The organism is Lysinibacillus fusiformis (assembly GCF_002845985.1).
Taxonomy (GTDB): domain Bacteria; phylum Bacillota; class Bacilli; order Bacillales_A; family Planococcaceae; genus Lysinibacillus; species Lysinibacillus fusiformis_D.
Genome location: NZ_PDFK01000006.1, coordinates 81,037 through 99,034 on the forward strand (window position 1 = coordinate 81,037; position 17,998 = coordinate 99,034).

The window sequence follows — 17,998 nt, forward strand, 5'->3', positions numbered from 1 at the left end:
TATTAATATATGATAAACTGCTTTACAAGTGAATTATTCTTGCAGAATAAAGGTGCTAACAAGCATAATCGGGAATTCGGTGAAAAACCGAAGCTGTTTCCGCAACTGTAAGTACAGCTAGTATAAAGGTTTACCACTGTCTTAACAGAGATGGGAAGGTACTTTATCACACATTCGTTTTTTATGTAATGAACTGTACAAGCCAGGAGACCGACCTTTGTTTGAACGTATAAAAACTTCTCGGAAGCTAGGAGGATATACGGCAAATACATAGGCTATGTCATGTTAATTTGGCCATTATTATGTTATTTTCGTCGTTCCTTTGCGTAAAGGAGCGGCGTTTTTTTATGCAAGAATTTTCATAATGAAAAGTGGGGGGATCGCAAGTGAAAAAAGATGCACGTTATTCTTGTTATCCATTTATGCGTGAAAAAGCTTCGACGGTTGATTTTGAGATTCGAACAGACAGTCTGACTACGCATTTGGGAGTTGCTTTAGCTGCAGTTAAGAAAGAGGATGTACAAGCTGTTGTAGAAGATTTAATGATTATTTTACCTATGGCCTACCATGTCAATGGCTCGGTTCGTGGAAAACTAGCGGTAACAGAAGAGGATCTTGCTTGGCTAAGTGAGCGCTATGATTTTTATGTTCGTCATGTGAAGGAAGAGATACAAAACTTTGTCTTACCTCAAGGTACAGAGGCTGCCGCTGCTCTACATCTTTGCCGTAGTGAAGCAAAAAAATCATATCGTACATTACACAAAGTATCGGATGAACGAGAGGTTCCAGCTATTCTTTTTGATTATTTAGGCCTATTAGCCAATGTGTGCTTCGTTATGGCTGTCTTTATGAATCAACAAGCAGGGATAGCTGAAATACCATTTATTAGTAAATCATATCCGATGAAAAAGAAAAAGGAGAATAATAATGAAGAAATTATTTAATGTTCAATGGCTAACAGTACTCTTCCTTGCAATGATTTTAGCAGGTTGTGGTACTTCGGTAGATACTAAAAATAAAGACGCTTCACAGGATACACAACAAACAGAGCAAACAAACTACAAAGTGACAGATGATCGCGGTGTAGAAATAGAGTTTAAAGAAGTACCAAAAACAGTTGTATCATTGCAACCAAGTAATACAGAAATTTTATTTGCTCTAGGTGTTGGTGATAAAATCGTAGGAGCAACTGAGTATGATACTTACCCAGAGGAAGCACAGAAAATTGAACGGGTTTCTGATTCTGTGAATTTTAACAGTGAACGAATCATAGCGTTGAAGCCAGATGTTGTTATAGCTTATACGATTGGTGATAAGGAAGCAATGAAACCACTTGAAGATGCTGGGATCAAAGTGTTTGTTATTCAATCAGCAGCTACATTCGATGATGTTTATGGTGACATCGAACAGATCGCAGCTGTAATGGGTGTTGCAGATAAAGGAAATGAAGTAAACGAAGAGATTAAAGCGAAATTAGCTGACGTTAAAGCAAAGGTGAAGGAAGTAAAAGCACCGAAAAATGTTTATTTAGAAATTAGTCCTAAGCCCGATATTTATACAGCAGGCTCTGGTACTTTCCAGCAAGAAATACTAGATGCAGCCAATGTTAAGAATGTTTTTTCTGACTTGAGCAGCTGGGCACAAGTTTCTGAGGAAGATGTCATAGTGAAAAACCCAGATGTTATTTTAACGACAGTAAACTACACAGAGGATCCAATAGGTGAAATACTTGCACGTGATGGATGGAATACAGTGACAGCAGTTCAAAATAAAGCAGTACAGACTCTTGATACAGATATCTCTAATCGACCTGGCCCACGTATTGGGGAAGCCGTAGAACTAGTAGCAAAGGCTGTCTATCCAGAGTTATTTAAATAAGAAACCATTCAAGGCTAGCTGTATACTGACAGCTAGCCATTTTTATGTGGGTTGTTATTTCCTAGTGTGAAAATTGGAATTAATTGAGTTAGTTCTATAAAATAAAAGTAAGAGTGCTCGATAATTTTAGGAGGTGTAGTAATTGGAACAGTTAGAGACAAAGATAATTCCATTTGAGGCAGTTTATAATTTTCGAGATATGGGGGGATATAGGACAAGGGATGGGCGCATTGTCAAGAACGGTTTATTTTACCGCTCAGCGGCTCTTGGGAAAATGACGTTGGCGGATAAAGAGCTATTTGAAACATTAGGGATTAAAACCATTTTTGATTATCGTGATAATAATGAGGCACACCATAATCCTAACCCTATGTTCTCACACGCTCAATATATTCAAATACCAGCGAAGGGCAATCATACATTTGAAATGCCTACAAATGCTGGTGGTAGAGATTTTTATAAAGCAGTAAGCCCCGAAATGTTCCGAGATTTTTATGCACAGATGCCGTTTAATAATCCTTCTTTTAAAGAGTTAATGAAAACCATACAAAATCCTGACAATTTGGGTCTTGTCCACCATTGTGCAGTTGGTAAGGATCGCACAGGTATAGGGGGAGCTCTTATTTTGCTAGCCTTAGATGTACCAGAGGAGACGATTATGGAAGACTATTTAAACACGAATATCCATTTACGTCCAATGGTAGACAGAATGGCACAGGCTATTCAACATCAATATAATGAGCAAGAATTACAGCAATTCTATGCATTAATGTCTGCTCGAGAAGACTATTTACAAGCAGCATTGGATGCTATGGATTACCATTATGGCTCAAAGACTAAGTTTTTAGAGCAGGAGTTTGGCCTAACTATTGCTAGACGAGAGCAATTGCAAGCTTATTGCTTAACATAACAATGACCCCTTTCACATATCTGTGTGAGAGGGATTTTTTATGTGGAAGCGCTGTCTTCCTATAAACCTCTTTACAGTCTGAAAATTTATGATAAGATACAATAGATTTTTAAGAAAAATATAGGAGAAGTGAAAGTATTGGCAGAGACAATGAAAGAGACAAATAAGTTAAGTCTATTCCATTTAACATGGCCTATTTTCTTAGAAGTATTTCTATTTATGTTAATGGGATTAGCCGATACTTTTATGCTCAGTGCTTTATCAGATAATGCTGTATCCGGAGTAGGTGCAGCCAATCAATATATCCATATTGCGATCTTGATTCTTGAAGTGGTAGGGAATGGTGCATCCATTGTCGTTTCACAGTATTTAGGTTCAAGACGTTTTTTTGAAGCAGCGAAAATATCGGCTTTAGCTGTCACAATGAATTTGGTTGTTGGACTGTTAATGAGTATTCTATTTTTCTTCTTTGCAAAACATTTAATGACTATGATGAACTTGCAGGGAGAAGTACTTCACTATGCACAAAGTTATTTAGTTATCATCGGGAGTTTTATTTTTCTACAGGCTATTATTAATGCACTTGCTGCAATTATTCGTGTACATGGTTGGACGAAGCAAACGATGTATGTATCACTTGGCATGAATATCTTGCATGTTGTGCTAAACTATGGTCTGATTTTTGGGAATTTAGGTTTACCAGAGCTTGGTGTAAAAGGAGCGGCTATTTCTTCGGTCATTAGTCGAGGATTAGCTGTACTAGTGTTTTTCTGGTTGCTCTATCAAGTGATGGAAGTACGCGTGAAGCTACACTATTATTTTGATTATTCTAAGGAATATGTAAGGAAAATATTAAACATTGGTTTACCTTCTGCCTTTGAACAGGTACTTTATCAGTTTTGTCAGATTGTCTTTTTATATTATGCGACATATTTAGGAGCAGAAACACTGGCAGCACGACAATATGCTATGAATATTTCGATGTTTACGTATTTATTTGCGATTGCCATTGGTACAGGAACAGCTATTATTATCGGACGTCATGTGGGGGCAGGGAAGAAGGATGAGGCATACCATCAACTATGGATAAGTGTCCGTGCGGCATTTGTTTTTACGATTATTATGGTTGCAGTCGTTACGATTTTCCGCAAACCACTCATGCATGTTTTTACCGATAATCCAGATGTCATCACTATTGGAGCATCCGTGTTAGCCCTCAGTATTTTGCTAGAGACTGGCCGTACAATGAATATCGTTGTCATTAACTCTTTACGTGCTTCTGGAGATGCCAGATTTCCTGTGAAGATTGGTTTTCTATCGATGGTTTGTATGAGTCTTCCGCTTGGTTATTTATTTGTATTTATATTGGATTGGGGCTTGGTTGGAATATGGCTAGCTATTTCAGCAGATGAATGGGTACGTGCAATTATCGTATACTTTAGATGGAAAAGCCGTAAATGGGAGCGATTTGCCCTCGTTTCACCGAATGAACAGAAGGAGGCATAGAAATGGGAGCATTATCTAAACGTGCGATAGCGGCAGCATTAATGGAGCAATCTATCACACTTTTTGCTTGTCCTGTATGTCAGCAATCGATGCATGTCTATGAGCAGGGAAGATTGGTTTGTCCTGCTAACCATTCTTTTGATATAGCTAAGCAGGGCTATGTCAACATGCTGACACATAGCGCTGCTTCTAAATATAGCAAAAGTCTTTTTGAATCTCGTAAGGCAGTGATTGATAGTGGGATTTATGATGCTGTAGAAGAAAAAATTAGTAAGCTTATAGCCTCTGCAAAAACAGTGCTTGATACTGGCTGTGGAGAAGGATCACATTTAGCTCGTATTATGACAGACATAGACAATGGCATCGGTGTTGGTATCGATATAGCAAAAGAGGGCATATTGGCAGCAACACGTCATTATCCACAACAAATTTGGTGTGTAGGTGATTTAGCCAAAAGTCCATTTGCGCAAGAAAGCTTTGATGCAATATTAAATATTTTATCGCCCGCAAATTATGAGGAATTTAAGCGTCTTCTTGCCCCAGATGGCTGTCTTGTAAAGGTTGTACCACAAAGCGGCTATTTACAGGAACTGCGTGCCCAATTATATGCAGATTCGAGCAAGGAAACATACTCTAATGAACAAATTGTTGCCCGTTTTAAAGATAGCTTTAGTGAAGTTATAGTAGAACGTGTAACCTATACTTTACCGCTTGCAGAAGAGCTTGTGCCGGCGTTATTAGAGATGACACCGATGGGCTGGCATAAAAAAGAGGAAACGGCCATTGTATTAAATGAAATTACGATTGATGTAGATCTATTAGTAGGGAAAGTTTAAGAGGGCCACCTGCAATTGCAGTATACTGGTCTTTTCGATTACAATGGGAATAACTATTGAATAAGGTAGGAATGTAACAGTGTATAAATTAGCAGCTAATGTTGTCAAAGTAATATTAAAATTAATGGGTTCAAAGGCTCGTGTATATGGAGAAGAAAACTTGCCAAAAGATGGTGGGTATATTATAGCTTGTACACATACAGGCTACGTCGATATTTTAAACCTTGGTGTAGCCATGTACCCTCGTGAAATTCACTTTATGGCGAAGAAGCAATTATTTGAAATGAAAGGGCTTGGCTGGCTTATTGAGCGTTTAAATGCCTTTCCGGTGGATCGTGATAATCCTGGACCAAGCGTGATTAAAATTCCTTCACAGTTATTGAAAGAAGGTAAAATTGTAGGGATTTTTCCCTCTGGTACTCGTAGCTCAGAAGGAACGGATTTGAAGCAAGGAGCGATTACGATTGCACAGCTAGCAAAGGCGCAAATTGTTCCAGCTGCATATGTTGGCGCGCGTAATGCTGGCGATGTAATGAAGCGTGGCAAAGGCTACTTAATCTATGGTGAGCCATTTTATGTAACAGGGAAAGGGAAAGAAGGTCGTGAGCAATTTACACAACATCTTGAACATGAGCTAATTTCTTTAACGGAAGAATTACAAAAACGTATTGCAGTCAAATAAAGAGAAGCGGCACTCAGAGTCACATAGATTTTGAGTGCTTTGTTGTAGGAGGAGAAACATGATTCGAGTACTTTTCGTTTGCTTAGGTAATATTTGTCGCTCTCCCATGGCAGAAGCCGTCATGCGAGAGTTAGTAGAAAAAGAGCATTTAGGAGATAAAATTGAAGTGGATTCTGCTGCCACAAGTTCATGGCATATTGGTGAACCTCCACATCAAGGTACATTGGATAAGCTTAGAGAAAATGGTATTTCCACAACAGGCATGCAAGGTCGACAATTACAACGGGCTGATTTTGAAAAATTCGCTTATATTATCGGTATGGATGAAAGCAATATTCGCAATATCCGAACGATGCTAGGCGATCCGCGCTCACCAAAGATTTTTCGTTTTCTAGATTTAACGGAACATCGCAAAGACGTCCCTGATCCATATTATACGGGTGATTTTCAAGAAACCTATGATTTAGTGCAAGAAGGCTGTCAGGCATTACTAGCAAAAATAAAACAAGAGCTGTTGTAAAGTGACACTAAAAAACGAAAATTTTAACAGCTATTTCTTCAGAAAATATTAGCTTAAACATTGGTATATATAGCTTTGTAAGCATCATTGTGTTATTATTTGCAGAGTAAAGATACGATAAGTATTTAATTACCATTTACAGATGTGCAACTGCGTATCTATCATTTTTATAAACTTATATTTGAAAGAGAGTGGAAACAATGGGTCGTAAGTGGAACAACATTAAAGAAAAGAAAGCGTCTAAAGATCAAAGCACAAGCCGTATTAATGCAAAATTCGGGCGAGAAATTTATGTGGCAGCTAAATCAGGCGAACCAGATCCAGAGTCAAACCGTGCACTTAAAGTAGTGCTCGAACGCGCGAAAACATACAGTGTTCCAAAACATATTATAGAAAAAGCCATCGATAAAGCAAAAGGTGGCGGCGATGAAAACTTTGATGAATTACGTTATGAAGGCTTTGGACCAGCCGGCACAATGATTATTGTGGATGCTTTAACAAACAATGTGAATCGTACAGCATCAGATGTTCGTGCGGCATTTGGTAAAAATAACGGGAACATGGGTGTCAGTGGATCTGTCGCTTATATGTTCGATTCAACTGCAGTTATTGGCTTAGAAGGTAAAACGGCTGATGAAGTACTTGAAATTTTAATGGAAGCAGATCTTGATGCTCGCGATATTTTAGAAGAGGATGACGCGGTTATTATTTATGCGGAGCCAGATCAATTCTTTGCGACACAAGAAGCGTTAAAGGCTGCAGGGGTTGCAGAATTTACAGTAGCAGAGCTTTCTATGCTACCTCAAACAGAAGTTGCCTTAACTGGCGATGATGTAGCTAAGTTTGAAAAACTAATCGATGCATTAGAAGATTTAGAGGATGTACAAAATGTCTTCCACAATGCAGATTTGGGCGAATAAATCGATAAATGAAGTGAGTAAACCAGTAGCAAATTAGCTACTGGTTTTTAATTAGGGAGGAAAACGATGCAGAGTATTTTAGCCATTAGTTTATTTTTAGTCACATTATTTTTTGTCATAGTACAACCACGTAAACTATCTATCGGCTGGTCAGCCTGTATAGGGGCGGCGATTGCCTTACTAATGGGTGTAGTTACCTGGCATGATGTGTTAGCAGTAACTGGAATTGTTTGGAATGCGACGTTATCATTTATTGGCATTATTTTAATTTCGCTAATCTTAGATGAAATTGGTTTTTTCGAATGGGCAGCTCTGCACATGGCACGACTTGCGAAGGGAAGCGGAATTCGGTTATTTGTTTATATTGCTTGCCTAGGGGCAGTTGTGTCGGCCCTATTTGCTAATGATGGAGCGGCTTTAATACTCACTCCCATTGTGTTAGCAATGGTAAGAAAACTGAATTTAACTGAAAAAATGATTTTTCCGTTTATCATGGCAAGTGGTTTTATAGCAGATACAACTTCCTTACCATTTGTAATAAGTAATTTAACTAATATTGTATCAGCTGATTTTTTTGAAATCGGCTTTATAGAGTATGCAATTCATATGGTTGTACCGAATTTCTTTTCTTTAGTGGCCAGTATTGTTGTACTGTATATTGTTTTTCGACGGTCCATTCCACAGCATTATTCTCTTGAGGCGGTTGAGCATCCAAAGCAGGCAATTCGAGATCCTCGCTTATTTTCGATAGCTTGGTATGTGATTGCCATCCTATTAGTAGGGTTCGTGGTCGGTGAAGTTCTACACATTCCTGTATCCTTCGTTTTATGCGGTGTTACTTCTATTTTCTTATCGCTTGCACAGCGTAGTAAGGTTGTAGATACGAAGAGGGTCATAAAAGGAGCGCCGTGGAATATAGTGTTCTTTTCCATTGGTATGTATGTGGTGGTCTATGGATTAAAAAATGTAGGGATGACAGGATTGCTAGCCAGTTTACTAGAGCAAGCGGTACAGCATGGTTTTGTAGTGGCAACCATGACGATGGGATTTGTTGCGGCAATTTTGTCTGCAGTGATGAATAATTTACCTACTGTTATGATTGATGCCTTAGCCATTTCTGAAACAAGTGCAACTGGTATGATGAAGGAAGGGCTCATTTATGCAAATGTTATTGGCACAAATTTAGGTCCGAAAATGACACCGATTGGCTCACTTGCGACATTATTATGGCTTCATATATTGGCTCAAAAGGGCATTAAAATTAGCTGGGGACAGTATTTTAGAATCGGCATCATTCTTACAATTCCAACACTGCTCGCTACTTTACTAGCATTAGTTTTTTGGATAAGTATAATAGCATAGTTATATTGTCGAAATAGTGAAATAAATAGTACAATAAGTAATAGTAAGATATTAATATATCAGCGTATTAAAGGAGGAAAGTATGCGAGCGACAGGTAAATTAAGTAATAAAATTGTGCTAATGTCATTTGTTATGCTATTAGCTTTGTTAGCCTTTTTCATTGTAACAACGATATATACAGCGAAATCATCTGTTAATAAAACAATGGGAACACAGGCAGTTGCAGTTGCTGAGAATATTGCAAAACGTTTGAACGCAGATGAATATGAACAACTCTCACAGGACCCAAAGGAATCTGAATTATATTGGCAGCTAAGGCAAGAACTCAATGAATTGCGTGAAATAAATGGGGTTCTGTATGCCTATACTTTCGCAGTCCCAAAGGAAGATAAAAAGGTTCGATTTTTAGTGGATGGTATGCCAGTAGATGATCAAGAAAATGCTGGCGTTATAGGAGATGAATCTGCTTCCACCTATTATAAAGATTTAAAAAAGGTAATGGATACGGGGAACTACTACTCCGATATTTTACATAGCGATTTTGGCGATTATTTATCAGGTACTGTGCCATTGAAAGATGCCTCAGGAAATATTGTTGCCTTTGTAGGGGTAGATATAGAGGCAACAGAGGTAAGTGGTGTGACAAATGCTGTGCTAACAGCCATTTTACCTGCTTTAATTGTCGTTATATTAGCTTTAATAGGACTTGTTATGTTTATTATGTATCGTTATATCAATCGAGCGTTGAAGCCTTTAACAAATTTAGGTGTTGCCGCACAAAACTTTGCACAAGGAGATATTGCTAAGGCATCTATGGCAGTAGAGGAAATTCAATTGACAGGAGAAAATGAGATTACTATTTTTGCTCAATCCTTTAAGGAGTCTCTACAAAGATTAAAAGAAACATTCCACACGATTCAACAACGAACATTAGCTTTACAAAGTGTCGTTCAAAAGATTGATGAGACAACTCATCATGTGGAAACATCAAACGCTCAAATTGCGGATCGTATTATCGAAATTGCTGCGGGGAGTGAGCAGCAGCAGCAAAACAATCAAGAGGTTGTCTTAACGATGAACGAAATGTCGATTGGTATTCAACGTCTAGCTGATACTACGTCTGAAATTGCCGAGTCATCTTCAGCTATGACGGGTCTAGTTGAAACAAGTGTTGGTCATTCACAAGAAGTTGTATCACAAATTCAAAATGTAGAAGCCTCCGTTTTACGTACAGCTAATCATGTCGAGGAGATGGGCGAGAAGTTCCGTTCTATTGAAGAGATGGTGACGATCATTACGAGTATTGCCGATCAAACAAACTTACTTGCTTTGAATGCGGCGATTGAAGCAGCGAGGGCTGGGGAAGCAGGTAAAGGATTTGCGGTTGTGGCGGACGAAGTACGTAAACTTGCAGAGATGTCTAAATCATCAGCTGACGAAATACACATGCATTTAGAAAGCTTTAAGAAAATAACAGATCGAGCATTGCAAGAGATGTCGAGCAGTACAGTAGACGTACAAGCAGGCAATAAAGCGGTGCAATATATTGGTGTAAGCTTAGAGCAAATATTGCAATCAGTCATTGAGGTAAATAACAAAATTCAAGATGATTCAGCTGTGATCGAGGAAATGTCAGCTGGCTCTGAGGAAATATTAGCTACTATAGAGCAAATGAATGATATTGCGAAGCATAGTGTGCTAGGAACAAAGGAAGTTGCAACTTCCTCTGACTTACAAGTAGCAATGGTTTCGGAATTAAATGAAGTTGTAACCATTTTAGATCAGACATCTAAAGAAGTTATCGATACGATTAATACATTCAAATTATGATGACCTTGAAACTATTTTTCTATAAGCATAGGTCTTGTAGAAAAATAGTTTTTTAATAGGAGATAGTAGTGTGTAAATGTCTAAATAAACCATATTAAGGGAAATTAGAAAATAATTTGTGTTTTACCCATTGTGAAAACTTTCAAACCATAACATAATATAAAGTAATATTTGTTGAACGAAATAGGGGGGCTAAAGTATGAGGTTTTTACGTTCAATACAGGGGAAATTGATTATTATTTCATTAGCAATACTGATTATTCCAAGTTTAATAATTGGTATAGTTAGCTACGGTAAGGCTAAGAATGGCATGGAGGAAATTGGTGAGCAAGTACTTTACAATAGCGTAGAATCAGCTTTGCAAATAATTGAGCTTGCCAATGAGAGTGTTGAAAAAGGTGACATTCCTTTAGAAGTTGCACAGGAGCGAGTACGTGAGGCGTTTCTTGGACCTAAAGATAGCGAAGGGAAACGCCCTATTAATTATCCTGGTGATTTAGGAGAATATGGCTATATTTATGTATTGGATGATAAGGGGACATTAACAACACATCCAACGCGAGAAGGGGATAATCTTTGGAATGACCAGGATAGTAGCGGAAATTATTTTATTCGGGAAGTGACTGAAAAAGCTCTTGCTGGTGGTGGTTTTACAGTATATGAATTTGAGCTACCAGGTCAGGATGTCTTAGCAGATAAAATTATTTATTCGGAGAAAGATCCACATTGGGGATGGGTAATCGCATCAGGTACATATATGCAAGATTTTAACGAAGGGGCAAATTCTTTATTGTTAGTGATTGGTGTGACATTAGTGGGTGCGATTATTATCGGGACAATCGTAGTCATTTTAGTATCTAGACATCTGGCATTACCAGTTAAAAAATTATCGATGCGTGTGCGAGAAGTAGCGCAAGGGAATTTAACTGTAGAGATTGAGCATTTACAGCGTTCAGATGAAATTGGACAATTAAATGAGGGCTTTAATGAAATGGTAAATCAACTCAAAACGCTTATTTCAGATGTGGAGGAAGCGATTGTAGAAATACAATCGACATCAGCGAACCTAACAGCAGTGGCTGAAGAGACGGATGCCTATGGTGACGAAATCGTCAAAGCCATCAATGAAGTATCTAAAGGTGCAGTCAAGCAAGCATCAGATGCGGAGGATACAAATCGAACAGCTATTGAGTTTGCTCAGCAAATTGAAGGATTGCACGATAAAAATGATTTAATGTTGGATGCATCACAGCATATGAAAAAATCAAATGAAGAAGGTCTCGTTAATCTAGATAGTTTAAAAGAGACATCACAGGAATCTTTCTATATTATTCAGAACATTCAATCTGTTTTTGGCAGTTTAATAGTCAAAGTGCATGAAATTGAAGGTATTGTAGAGACAATTACGCAAATTTCCGACCAAACAAACCTACTGGCTCTTAATGCCTCTATTGAAGCCGCAAGAGCGGGAGAACATGGTAAAGGATTTGCAGTTGTTGCAGAAGAAGTACGTAAGCTTGCGGATCAAACATCAGTCGCGACAGAGCTCGTCCGCACCACTATAAAGGGGATTGAAAGTGAAACGAAGTTAGTCAATGATGAGATGCAGAAAACGCATGCTATTGTGCATCAGCAAAATGATTCGGTTCAGGTGACAGCGTTATCTTTTAAAGAAATTAAATTGGCTGTTGAAAAAATAATAGCCATTATAGGAGATATGGCAGAGGGTGTAGAATATTTAAATAGCTCCAAGAATGTTATTATGCAGTCGATTGAAAGCATTGCAATGATTAGTGAAAAGAATGCTGCTGCATCTGAAGAGGTAACAGCGTCTGTAGATGAGCAGCAACGAGCAATCCAGCTTGTTAGTGAGTCTTCCAATGATCTAACTGATGAAATATCAGCCTTACAGGAGTCTATTAAACGCTTTATATTGAGATAATTATGCAGGATGCTTGGTCAACAAGCATCCCATGTTGTTGAAAAAAGGTAATGTCAACGGCATAATAAGCAATTTTGTAAGGCGAGGGGGTGATTTCCGTTCCGCCAGCGTCCTTTCCAGGGGGCGTCTGATGAGCCGCTTCACTCACTGCGTTCGCTCCAGGGTCTCCTCTGTGACGCTAAATCCCCTAGGAGTGACGCTGGCTCCACTCCAATCAGCCATTCTGCAAAAGTGTCTTTTCCTGAACAAAATAGCCCATTATTTATATTATAAGAGAGGATAGCCTCTTACTTTCAATGTGGAGAAGTGATGTGTGACAACACCCCTCCATAAAAGAGTAGTGAATACCTTCACTTTTTTATGGATTGGAGTGGAAGGCTACTTGACTCCCGTGGGATAGCGAGACAGGCGAGCCTCTAAACGGAGTGGTAGCGGAGGAAGCGGCTCGGCGCTCGCCCACAGGAAAGCAAGTAGCCTGCAACGGAGATCCTTTTTCACCTTTCACATAAATTCTATGGATGGTTTTGTTTTTCAACACTATGGGATGCTTGGTCAACAAGCATCCTTTTTTCTTTAGCTGCGTTAATAAAAGGTAAAGGAGGGGTGATTTGTGAAAAAATGGGTAATTGGAGGAAGTGTACTTCTAGTAAGCATTGGAATGGTTCTTTATATTTGGTTGGGAAAACAAATAGAGCAGGGTGTTGAACCAAGTGCAAAAGGCTCTGCTGACTATATGATTATACTAGGGGCAAAAGTAAAGGCGGGTGGTGTACCATCACTTTCATTAAAGAGTAGATTAGAGGTGGCAGTTCCATACTTAACAAAATACCCTCATGTTAAGGTCATTGTGTCAGGGGGGCAAGGACCTGATGAAGATCAAACAGAGGCATCTGTTATGCAAGAATATTTAGAACAGAACGGTATCAAGGCTACAAGGATTATCGTCGAGGACAAGTCTACGTCCACTTATGAAAATTTAGTATTTTCCAAAGAACTATTACCGAAAGATACAAAGAAAATCACCATCGTTTCAAATGACTTTCATTTGAAACGCGCCAAGTATTTAGCAGAAACTTTAGATTTCGAAGTGGATGTCGTCGCAGCCGAAACACCAAAGTCAGTAGAAGCTAAACTAAGATTGAGAGAAAGAGCCGCTTTATTAAAAACGTATATTGTTGGCTATTAAAGTACTTTCATTGAGGCGTAATCATTTCTAGTGCTTTCTCGTAAAAAACACCACTACAAAAATAGATAATTGTTTCTTAATAGGTTCCATTTGGCATATAATAGAAATATCACGGGGTATAGGACAGAAAGAGGGGACTTCAATGACAACGTTTAAAGATTATCAGTATAGCCGTCCAAATGTGGCAGCGATGAAAGAACAGCAATTAGCACTTATCGAGCAATTTAAACATGCACAATCAATAGATGAGCAAAGTGGTGTAATTGAGAAGCTAAATGCCATCAGTAATGACTTTGCGACAATGGCTAACTTAGTATACATTCGCGCTTCAATCGATACGAATGATGAATTTTATCAAGCAGAACGCGATTATTTCGATGAAGTAGGCCCAGAGCTAGAAGAAGTAACGACTGAATATTATAAAGCATTAATTGATTCACCATTCCGTGAGCAATTAGAAGAGAAGTGGGGTCAACAATTATTTGACCTTGCAAGCTATCAAATTAAGGGTTTTTCACCAGCAGTTATTGATTTAATGCAAAAAGAAAACAAGCTTGTTTCTGAGTATAATAAGCTTGTAGCTTCTGCACAAATTGACTTTAATGGGGAGACATTAACACTTGCTCAGCTTGGTCCGTTTGCAGAATCAACTGATCGAGAAACACGTAAGGCAGCAACTGATGCCCGTTTCGGTTTCTTTGCGAAGCATGAAGATGATTTCGATCGTTTATATGATGAGCTTGTAAAAGTACGTCATGAAATTGCGATTAAACTAGGCTATAACAACTATGTTGAGCTAGGATATGTTCGTATGAATCGTATTGATTATAATGCGGAAATGGTTCAAAAATTCCGTGATCAGGTTCGTGATTTAATTGTACCTGTGGCAACGAAGCTATATGAGCGTCAGGCAAAGCGTATTGGAATTGAAGATTTTAAATTCTATGATGAAGCATTCAACTTCTTATCAGGTAATGCTGCTCCAAAAGGAGATCCAGAGTGGATCGTGGCGAATGGTAAGAAAATGTATGAGGAATTATCACCTGAAACAGGAGAATTCTTCAATTTCATGATTGACCATGACTTAATGGACCTAGTAGCGAAGAAAGGGAAAGAGAGTGGTGGTTATTGTACATTTATTGAAAACTATCATTCTCCATTTATTTTCTCGAATTTTAACGGTACGTCAGGTGATATCGATGTATTAACACATGAAGCAGGACATGCCTTCCAAGTTTATTCAAGCCGTAACATTGGCATTCCTGAGTATCTATGGCCGACCTATGAATCTTGTGAAATTCATTCGATGAGTATGGAATTCTTCACATGGCCTTGGATGGAGTTGTTCTTTAAAGAGGATACAGAGAAATATAAATTTACGCATTTAAGTAGTGGTCTTTTATTCTTACCATATGGTGTTGCAGTAGATGAGTTCCAACATGTTATTTATGAAAATCCAACAATGACGCCGGCTGAACGTAAAGCAGCATGGAAAAAAATTGAGGAAACATATTTACCACACCGCGACTATGATCATAACAGCTACCTAGAGGCTGGAGGCATATGGCAACGTCAGGGCCATATTTATGCAAGTCCATTTTATTATATTGATTACACGTTAGCCCAAATTTGTGCATTCCAGTTCTGGAAACGCTCACGTGAAGAATTTGAATCGGCTTGGAAAGACTATATTCATCTATGTGGCTTAGGTGGTTCTATGTCCTTTACAAAGCTGGTAAAAGAGGCAGGTTTAATTTCACCATTTGAAGATGGCTGTGTTGAATCGGTTATCGGGGAAATTGAGGAATACTTAAATTCAGTAGACGATTCTTCACTATAATTGATTACGTAAATTCGCTACACTTCCATGCTAAGCGTTGTGGAAGTGAGCGAATTTTTTAGTTTGTCAAAGTTGATTTTTCAAGCAAATTCGAAAAATCTGGACGCATTGCTTAGCTGTGCGCATGTAGCAATGTCGTCCAGTAGTATCATTGATTTTGTTTAAAAATACTAGGATACTTGCGAAATGGGTAATATATCAGTAGTATTTTCAGTAACTGTGAAAAAAGGAAGTGAATAAAAGTGACGAGGAAAGTTTGGTTTCAAGTAGGTGTAGGGATATTAATTACACTACTAATCATTAAATATTTTATAGAGATTCATTGGATTTTTTCACCATTAGTCATCATATTAAAAGCTATTTTTGTCCCTTTACTACTTGGCGGTGTCCTCTATTATGTGACAGAACCGATCCAGAGATTTTTAGAAAAACGTAGATTTCCTAGATGGGGAAGTATTTTGACGATTGTATTTGGGCTAATAGCCATTGTAGGGATTTTTGGTTGGATTATTGGTAATCCGATTGCTGAGCAGATCAATAAATTAGTGAAGAATGCCCCTATGATTAGTACAAGCATTAGCACAAGCATTCAGCAACTAACAGACTATGTAACGCAAAATAAAGATAACTTCCCACAGCAATTAAATGATGTTATTGAAAAAATGGCGAATTCAGTACAAGATGTTGCAGTAGTGGCGAGTAAAGGATTTATGTCTTTTTTACAATCCATAGTGTCCGTATCGTTATTAGCTATATTAATTCCGTTTTTCTTTATTTTTATGCTGAAGGATCATGAGAAATTTGCACCATCCATCTATAAGTATTTCAGTGGTGAACGTCAGCAATGGGTAAAGAAAACGTTAAGTGAAATTGATGATGTATTACGTACTTATATTCAGGGCCAACTGCAAATTAGTTTTTTATTAGCACTTATTATGTATGTCGGCTATTTAATTATTGGATTAGACTATTCGTTGCTGCTAGTAATCTTCGCGTTCTTTATGAACATGATTCCATTTATCGGACCTTGGATCGCCTTTGCGCCAGCGCTGATCGTAGCAGTTATTCAGGATCCTATTTTAGTTGTGTGGGTATCCGTTGTGACGCTTGTTGCTCAGCAAATTGATAGCAACTTTATCACACCTAATGTTATGGGGAAATCCCTTGATATCCATCCACTAACCGTGATTACAATTATTCTAGCAGCAGGTAATATAGCAGGTTTTATTGGAATTATTATCGCTGTACCATTTTATGCAGTATTAAAGGTTATCGTATCCAATATTTATGATCAACGTAATGCGATTAAGAAAAAAGCGACGAAGTCAGTATAGGAGTCGAAACAATGGAACAAGAAATTGTAAAGGTATTTAATGAGCAGCATGAGCAAATAGGGACAGCTACGAGAGCAGAAGTACATGAAAAAGGGCTTTGGCATGAGACTTTTCATTGCTGGCTTGTCAATGAAGACTATATTTATTTTCAAATACGTAGCTCACAGAAAAAGGATTATCCAGGCTTACTCGATATTACAGCAGCAGGACATCTTTTAGCGATTGAGACTGTGGAGTCAGGTATCAGAGAAGTAAAAGAAGAATTAGGCCTCCAGATAGATGTCCATGAAGTTGTCAAAATGGGCATGACCTCTTGTAGTATCGTTTCCGAAAATATGATTGACAATGAATTTTGCCATGTCTACATATACCCTTTCGAGCACGATTGGGATTCCTTTGATTTACAGTACGAGGAAGTATCAGGTGTAGTGAGAGCAAGGCTAAATGAGGCTGAGGCTTTCTTCTTGGGAGAAACAACAACACTTAATATTGAAGGGTACGAGTATTTCCCTGATGGTCAACGAGTGAAAATTGTCAGACCAGTTGGCACCACGCAATTTGTTCCTTATCGAGAATTGTATGTAGCACAAGTGATAAAATTTACACGCGAAAAGATATTTAATCAAACATCATAAGAGGGAAAGTAGGACAAGCTATCAATGTAAGCTTGTCCTACTTTTTGGGCAAAAATGATTTAGAAACTACACGATATAACAGTAAAAAATACGTTATACTGTAAGATAGATTGTAAAGAAAAGGAGCATTTTTAATATGCTAACATTTGAACAAAAACAAGCGATTATTGAATCGTTTTCTGGACTAACAAAAAAGGAGATTTCATTAAAACGCTTAAATTATCACTATATGGATAGTCTTTATGAAAAGACAATTGTAGTGGAAAAGCTTCACCCAAATGGCAATGGCTTTGTCTTTGTTGGGGATTTATTACGCTATGAGCAAGAGGCTACTGATAAAGGATTAGTGAATATCCGTGATTACGATGAGCAACAGCTACGTGAGATTATTGAGGATTCTATTCAGTATTTATCAGAAGAAGTAGAAGAGCAGGAGCCGATTGTAGAGATTTGGCATAGCCGAGATGGTGTGAAATTACAGCTAGCGTTTGAGCAACGTTCTTGGAATGTGTATCATGGAGAAAATCTTGAAGAGGCATTTGGTACGTATGACGCGGCAAAGGAATATTTACTAGAAGAAGGCTTTCGTACAAAGAAATAAACATACGGGGGATCA

The 17,998-nt window shown here is 38.1% G+C and carries 16 protein-coding genes and 1 riboswitch; all 16 genes read left to right on the forward strand.

The genetic code is table 11. The annotated features are described in order from the left end of the window. Positions 1–33 precede the first annotated feature (33 nt). A riboswitch (cobalamin riboswitch) is annotated at positions 34–233 on the forward strand. A 153-nt stretch (positions 234–386) separates the two neighbouring features. Continuing rightward, positions 387–944 carry a hypothetical protein gene (locus CRI88_RS17555; RefSeq protein WP_058843810.1) on the forward strand — a complete coding sequence of 186 codons (558 nt, stop codon included), beginning with the start codon at positions 387–389 and terminating at the stop codon, positions 942–944. Then, positions 928–1,878 carry an ABC transporter substrate-binding protein gene (locus CRI88_RS17560; RefSeq protein ID WP_036128510.1) on the forward strand — a complete coding sequence of 317 codons (951 nt, stop codon included), beginning with the start codon at positions 928–930 and terminating at the stop codon, positions 1,876–1,878. The genes CRI88_RS17555 and CRI88_RS17560 overlap by 17 nt, the downstream gene beginning before the upstream one ends. Before the next feature lie 142 nt (positions 1,879–2,020). Continuing rightward, a complete protein-coding gene (locus CRI88_RS17565) occupies positions 2,021–2,788 on the forward strand; it encodes a tyrosine-protein phosphatase (protein ID WP_036128509.1) in 768 nt (255 codons plus the stop codon). A 150-nt stretch (positions 2,789–2,938) separates the two neighbouring features. Beyond that, positions 2,939–4,294, forward strand: coding sequence for an MATE family efflux transporter (locus CRI88_RS17570; RefSeq protein WP_101966905.1), 1,356 nt, complete (start codon positions 2,939–2,941; stop codon positions 4,292–4,294). 2 nt (positions 4,295–4,296) lie between these two features. Continuing rightward, on the forward strand, positions 4,297–5,130 hold the full coding sequence (locus CRI88_RS17575) for a putative RNA methyltransferase (RefSeq protein ID WP_036128503.1): 834 nt from the start codon (positions 4,297–4,299) through the stop codon (positions 5,128–5,130). 79 nt (positions 5,131–5,209) lie between these two features. Further along, a complete protein-coding gene (locus CRI88_RS17580; RefSeq protein ID WP_036128502.1) occupies positions 5,210–5,812 on the forward strand; it encodes a lysophospholipid acyltransferase family protein in 603 nt (200 codons plus the stop codon). 58 nt (positions 5,813–5,870) lie between these two features. After that, positions 5,871–6,332: a low molecular weight protein-tyrosine-phosphatase gene (locus tag CRI88_RS17585; RefSeq protein WP_036128500.1), complete on the forward strand. Its 462-nt coding sequence runs from the start codon at positions 5,871–5,873 to the stop codon at positions 6,330–6,332. A 200-nt stretch (positions 6,333–6,532) separates the two neighbouring features. Then, positions 6,533–7,252 carry a YebC/PmpR family DNA-binding transcriptional regulator gene (locus CRI88_RS17590; RefSeq protein WP_036128496.1) on the forward strand — a complete coding sequence of 240 codons (720 nt, stop codon included), beginning with the start codon at positions 6,533–6,535 and terminating at the stop codon, positions 7,250–7,252. A gap of 66 nt (positions 7,253–7,318) precedes the next feature. After that, positions 7,319–8,614: an arsenic transporter gene (locus tag CRI88_RS17595; protein ID WP_058843811.1), complete on the forward strand. Its 1,296-nt coding sequence runs from the start codon at positions 7,319–7,321 to the stop codon at positions 8,612–8,614. A gap of 82 nt (positions 8,615–8,696) precedes the next feature. Then, entirely contained in the window at positions 8,697–10,445 is a 1,749-nt protein-coding gene (locus CRI88_RS17600) for a methyl-accepting chemotaxis protein (RefSeq protein ID WP_036128492.1), read from the forward strand. 199 nt (positions 10,446–10,644) lie between these two features. Continuing rightward, positions 10,645–12,387, forward strand: a complete 1,743-nt coding sequence (locus CRI88_RS17605; RefSeq protein ID WP_058843812.1) for a methyl-accepting chemotaxis protein — start codon at positions 10,645–10,647, stop codon at positions 12,385–12,387. Positions 12,388–13,045: 658 nt separating this feature from the next. Continuing rightward, on the forward strand, positions 13,046–13,573 hold the full coding sequence (locus CRI88_RS17615) for a YdcF family protein (RefSeq protein ID WP_051891773.1): 528 nt from the start codon (positions 13,046–13,048) through the stop codon (positions 13,571–13,573). A 142-nt stretch (positions 13,574–13,715) separates the two neighbouring features. Then, entirely contained in the window at positions 13,716–15,413 is a 1,698-nt protein-coding gene (locus CRI88_RS17620) for a M3 family oligoendopeptidase (RefSeq protein WP_036128477.1), read from the forward strand. A 242-nt stretch (positions 15,414–15,655) separates the two neighbouring features. After that, a complete protein-coding gene (locus CRI88_RS17625; protein ID WP_036128475.1) occupies positions 15,656–16,747 on the forward strand; it encodes an AI-2E family transporter in 1,092 nt (363 codons plus the stop codon). Between the two features lie 11 nt (positions 16,748–16,758). Next, entirely contained in the window at positions 16,759–17,382 is a 624-nt protein-coding gene (locus tag CRI88_RS17630; protein WP_036128472.1) for an NUDIX hydrolase, read from the forward strand. A gap of 136 nt (positions 17,383–17,518) precedes the next feature. Then, a complete protein-coding gene (locus CRI88_RS17635; RefSeq protein ID WP_036128470.1) occupies positions 17,519–17,983 on the forward strand; it encodes a hypothetical protein in 465 nt (154 codons plus the stop codon). Positions 17,984–17,998: the final 15 nt, after the last annotated feature.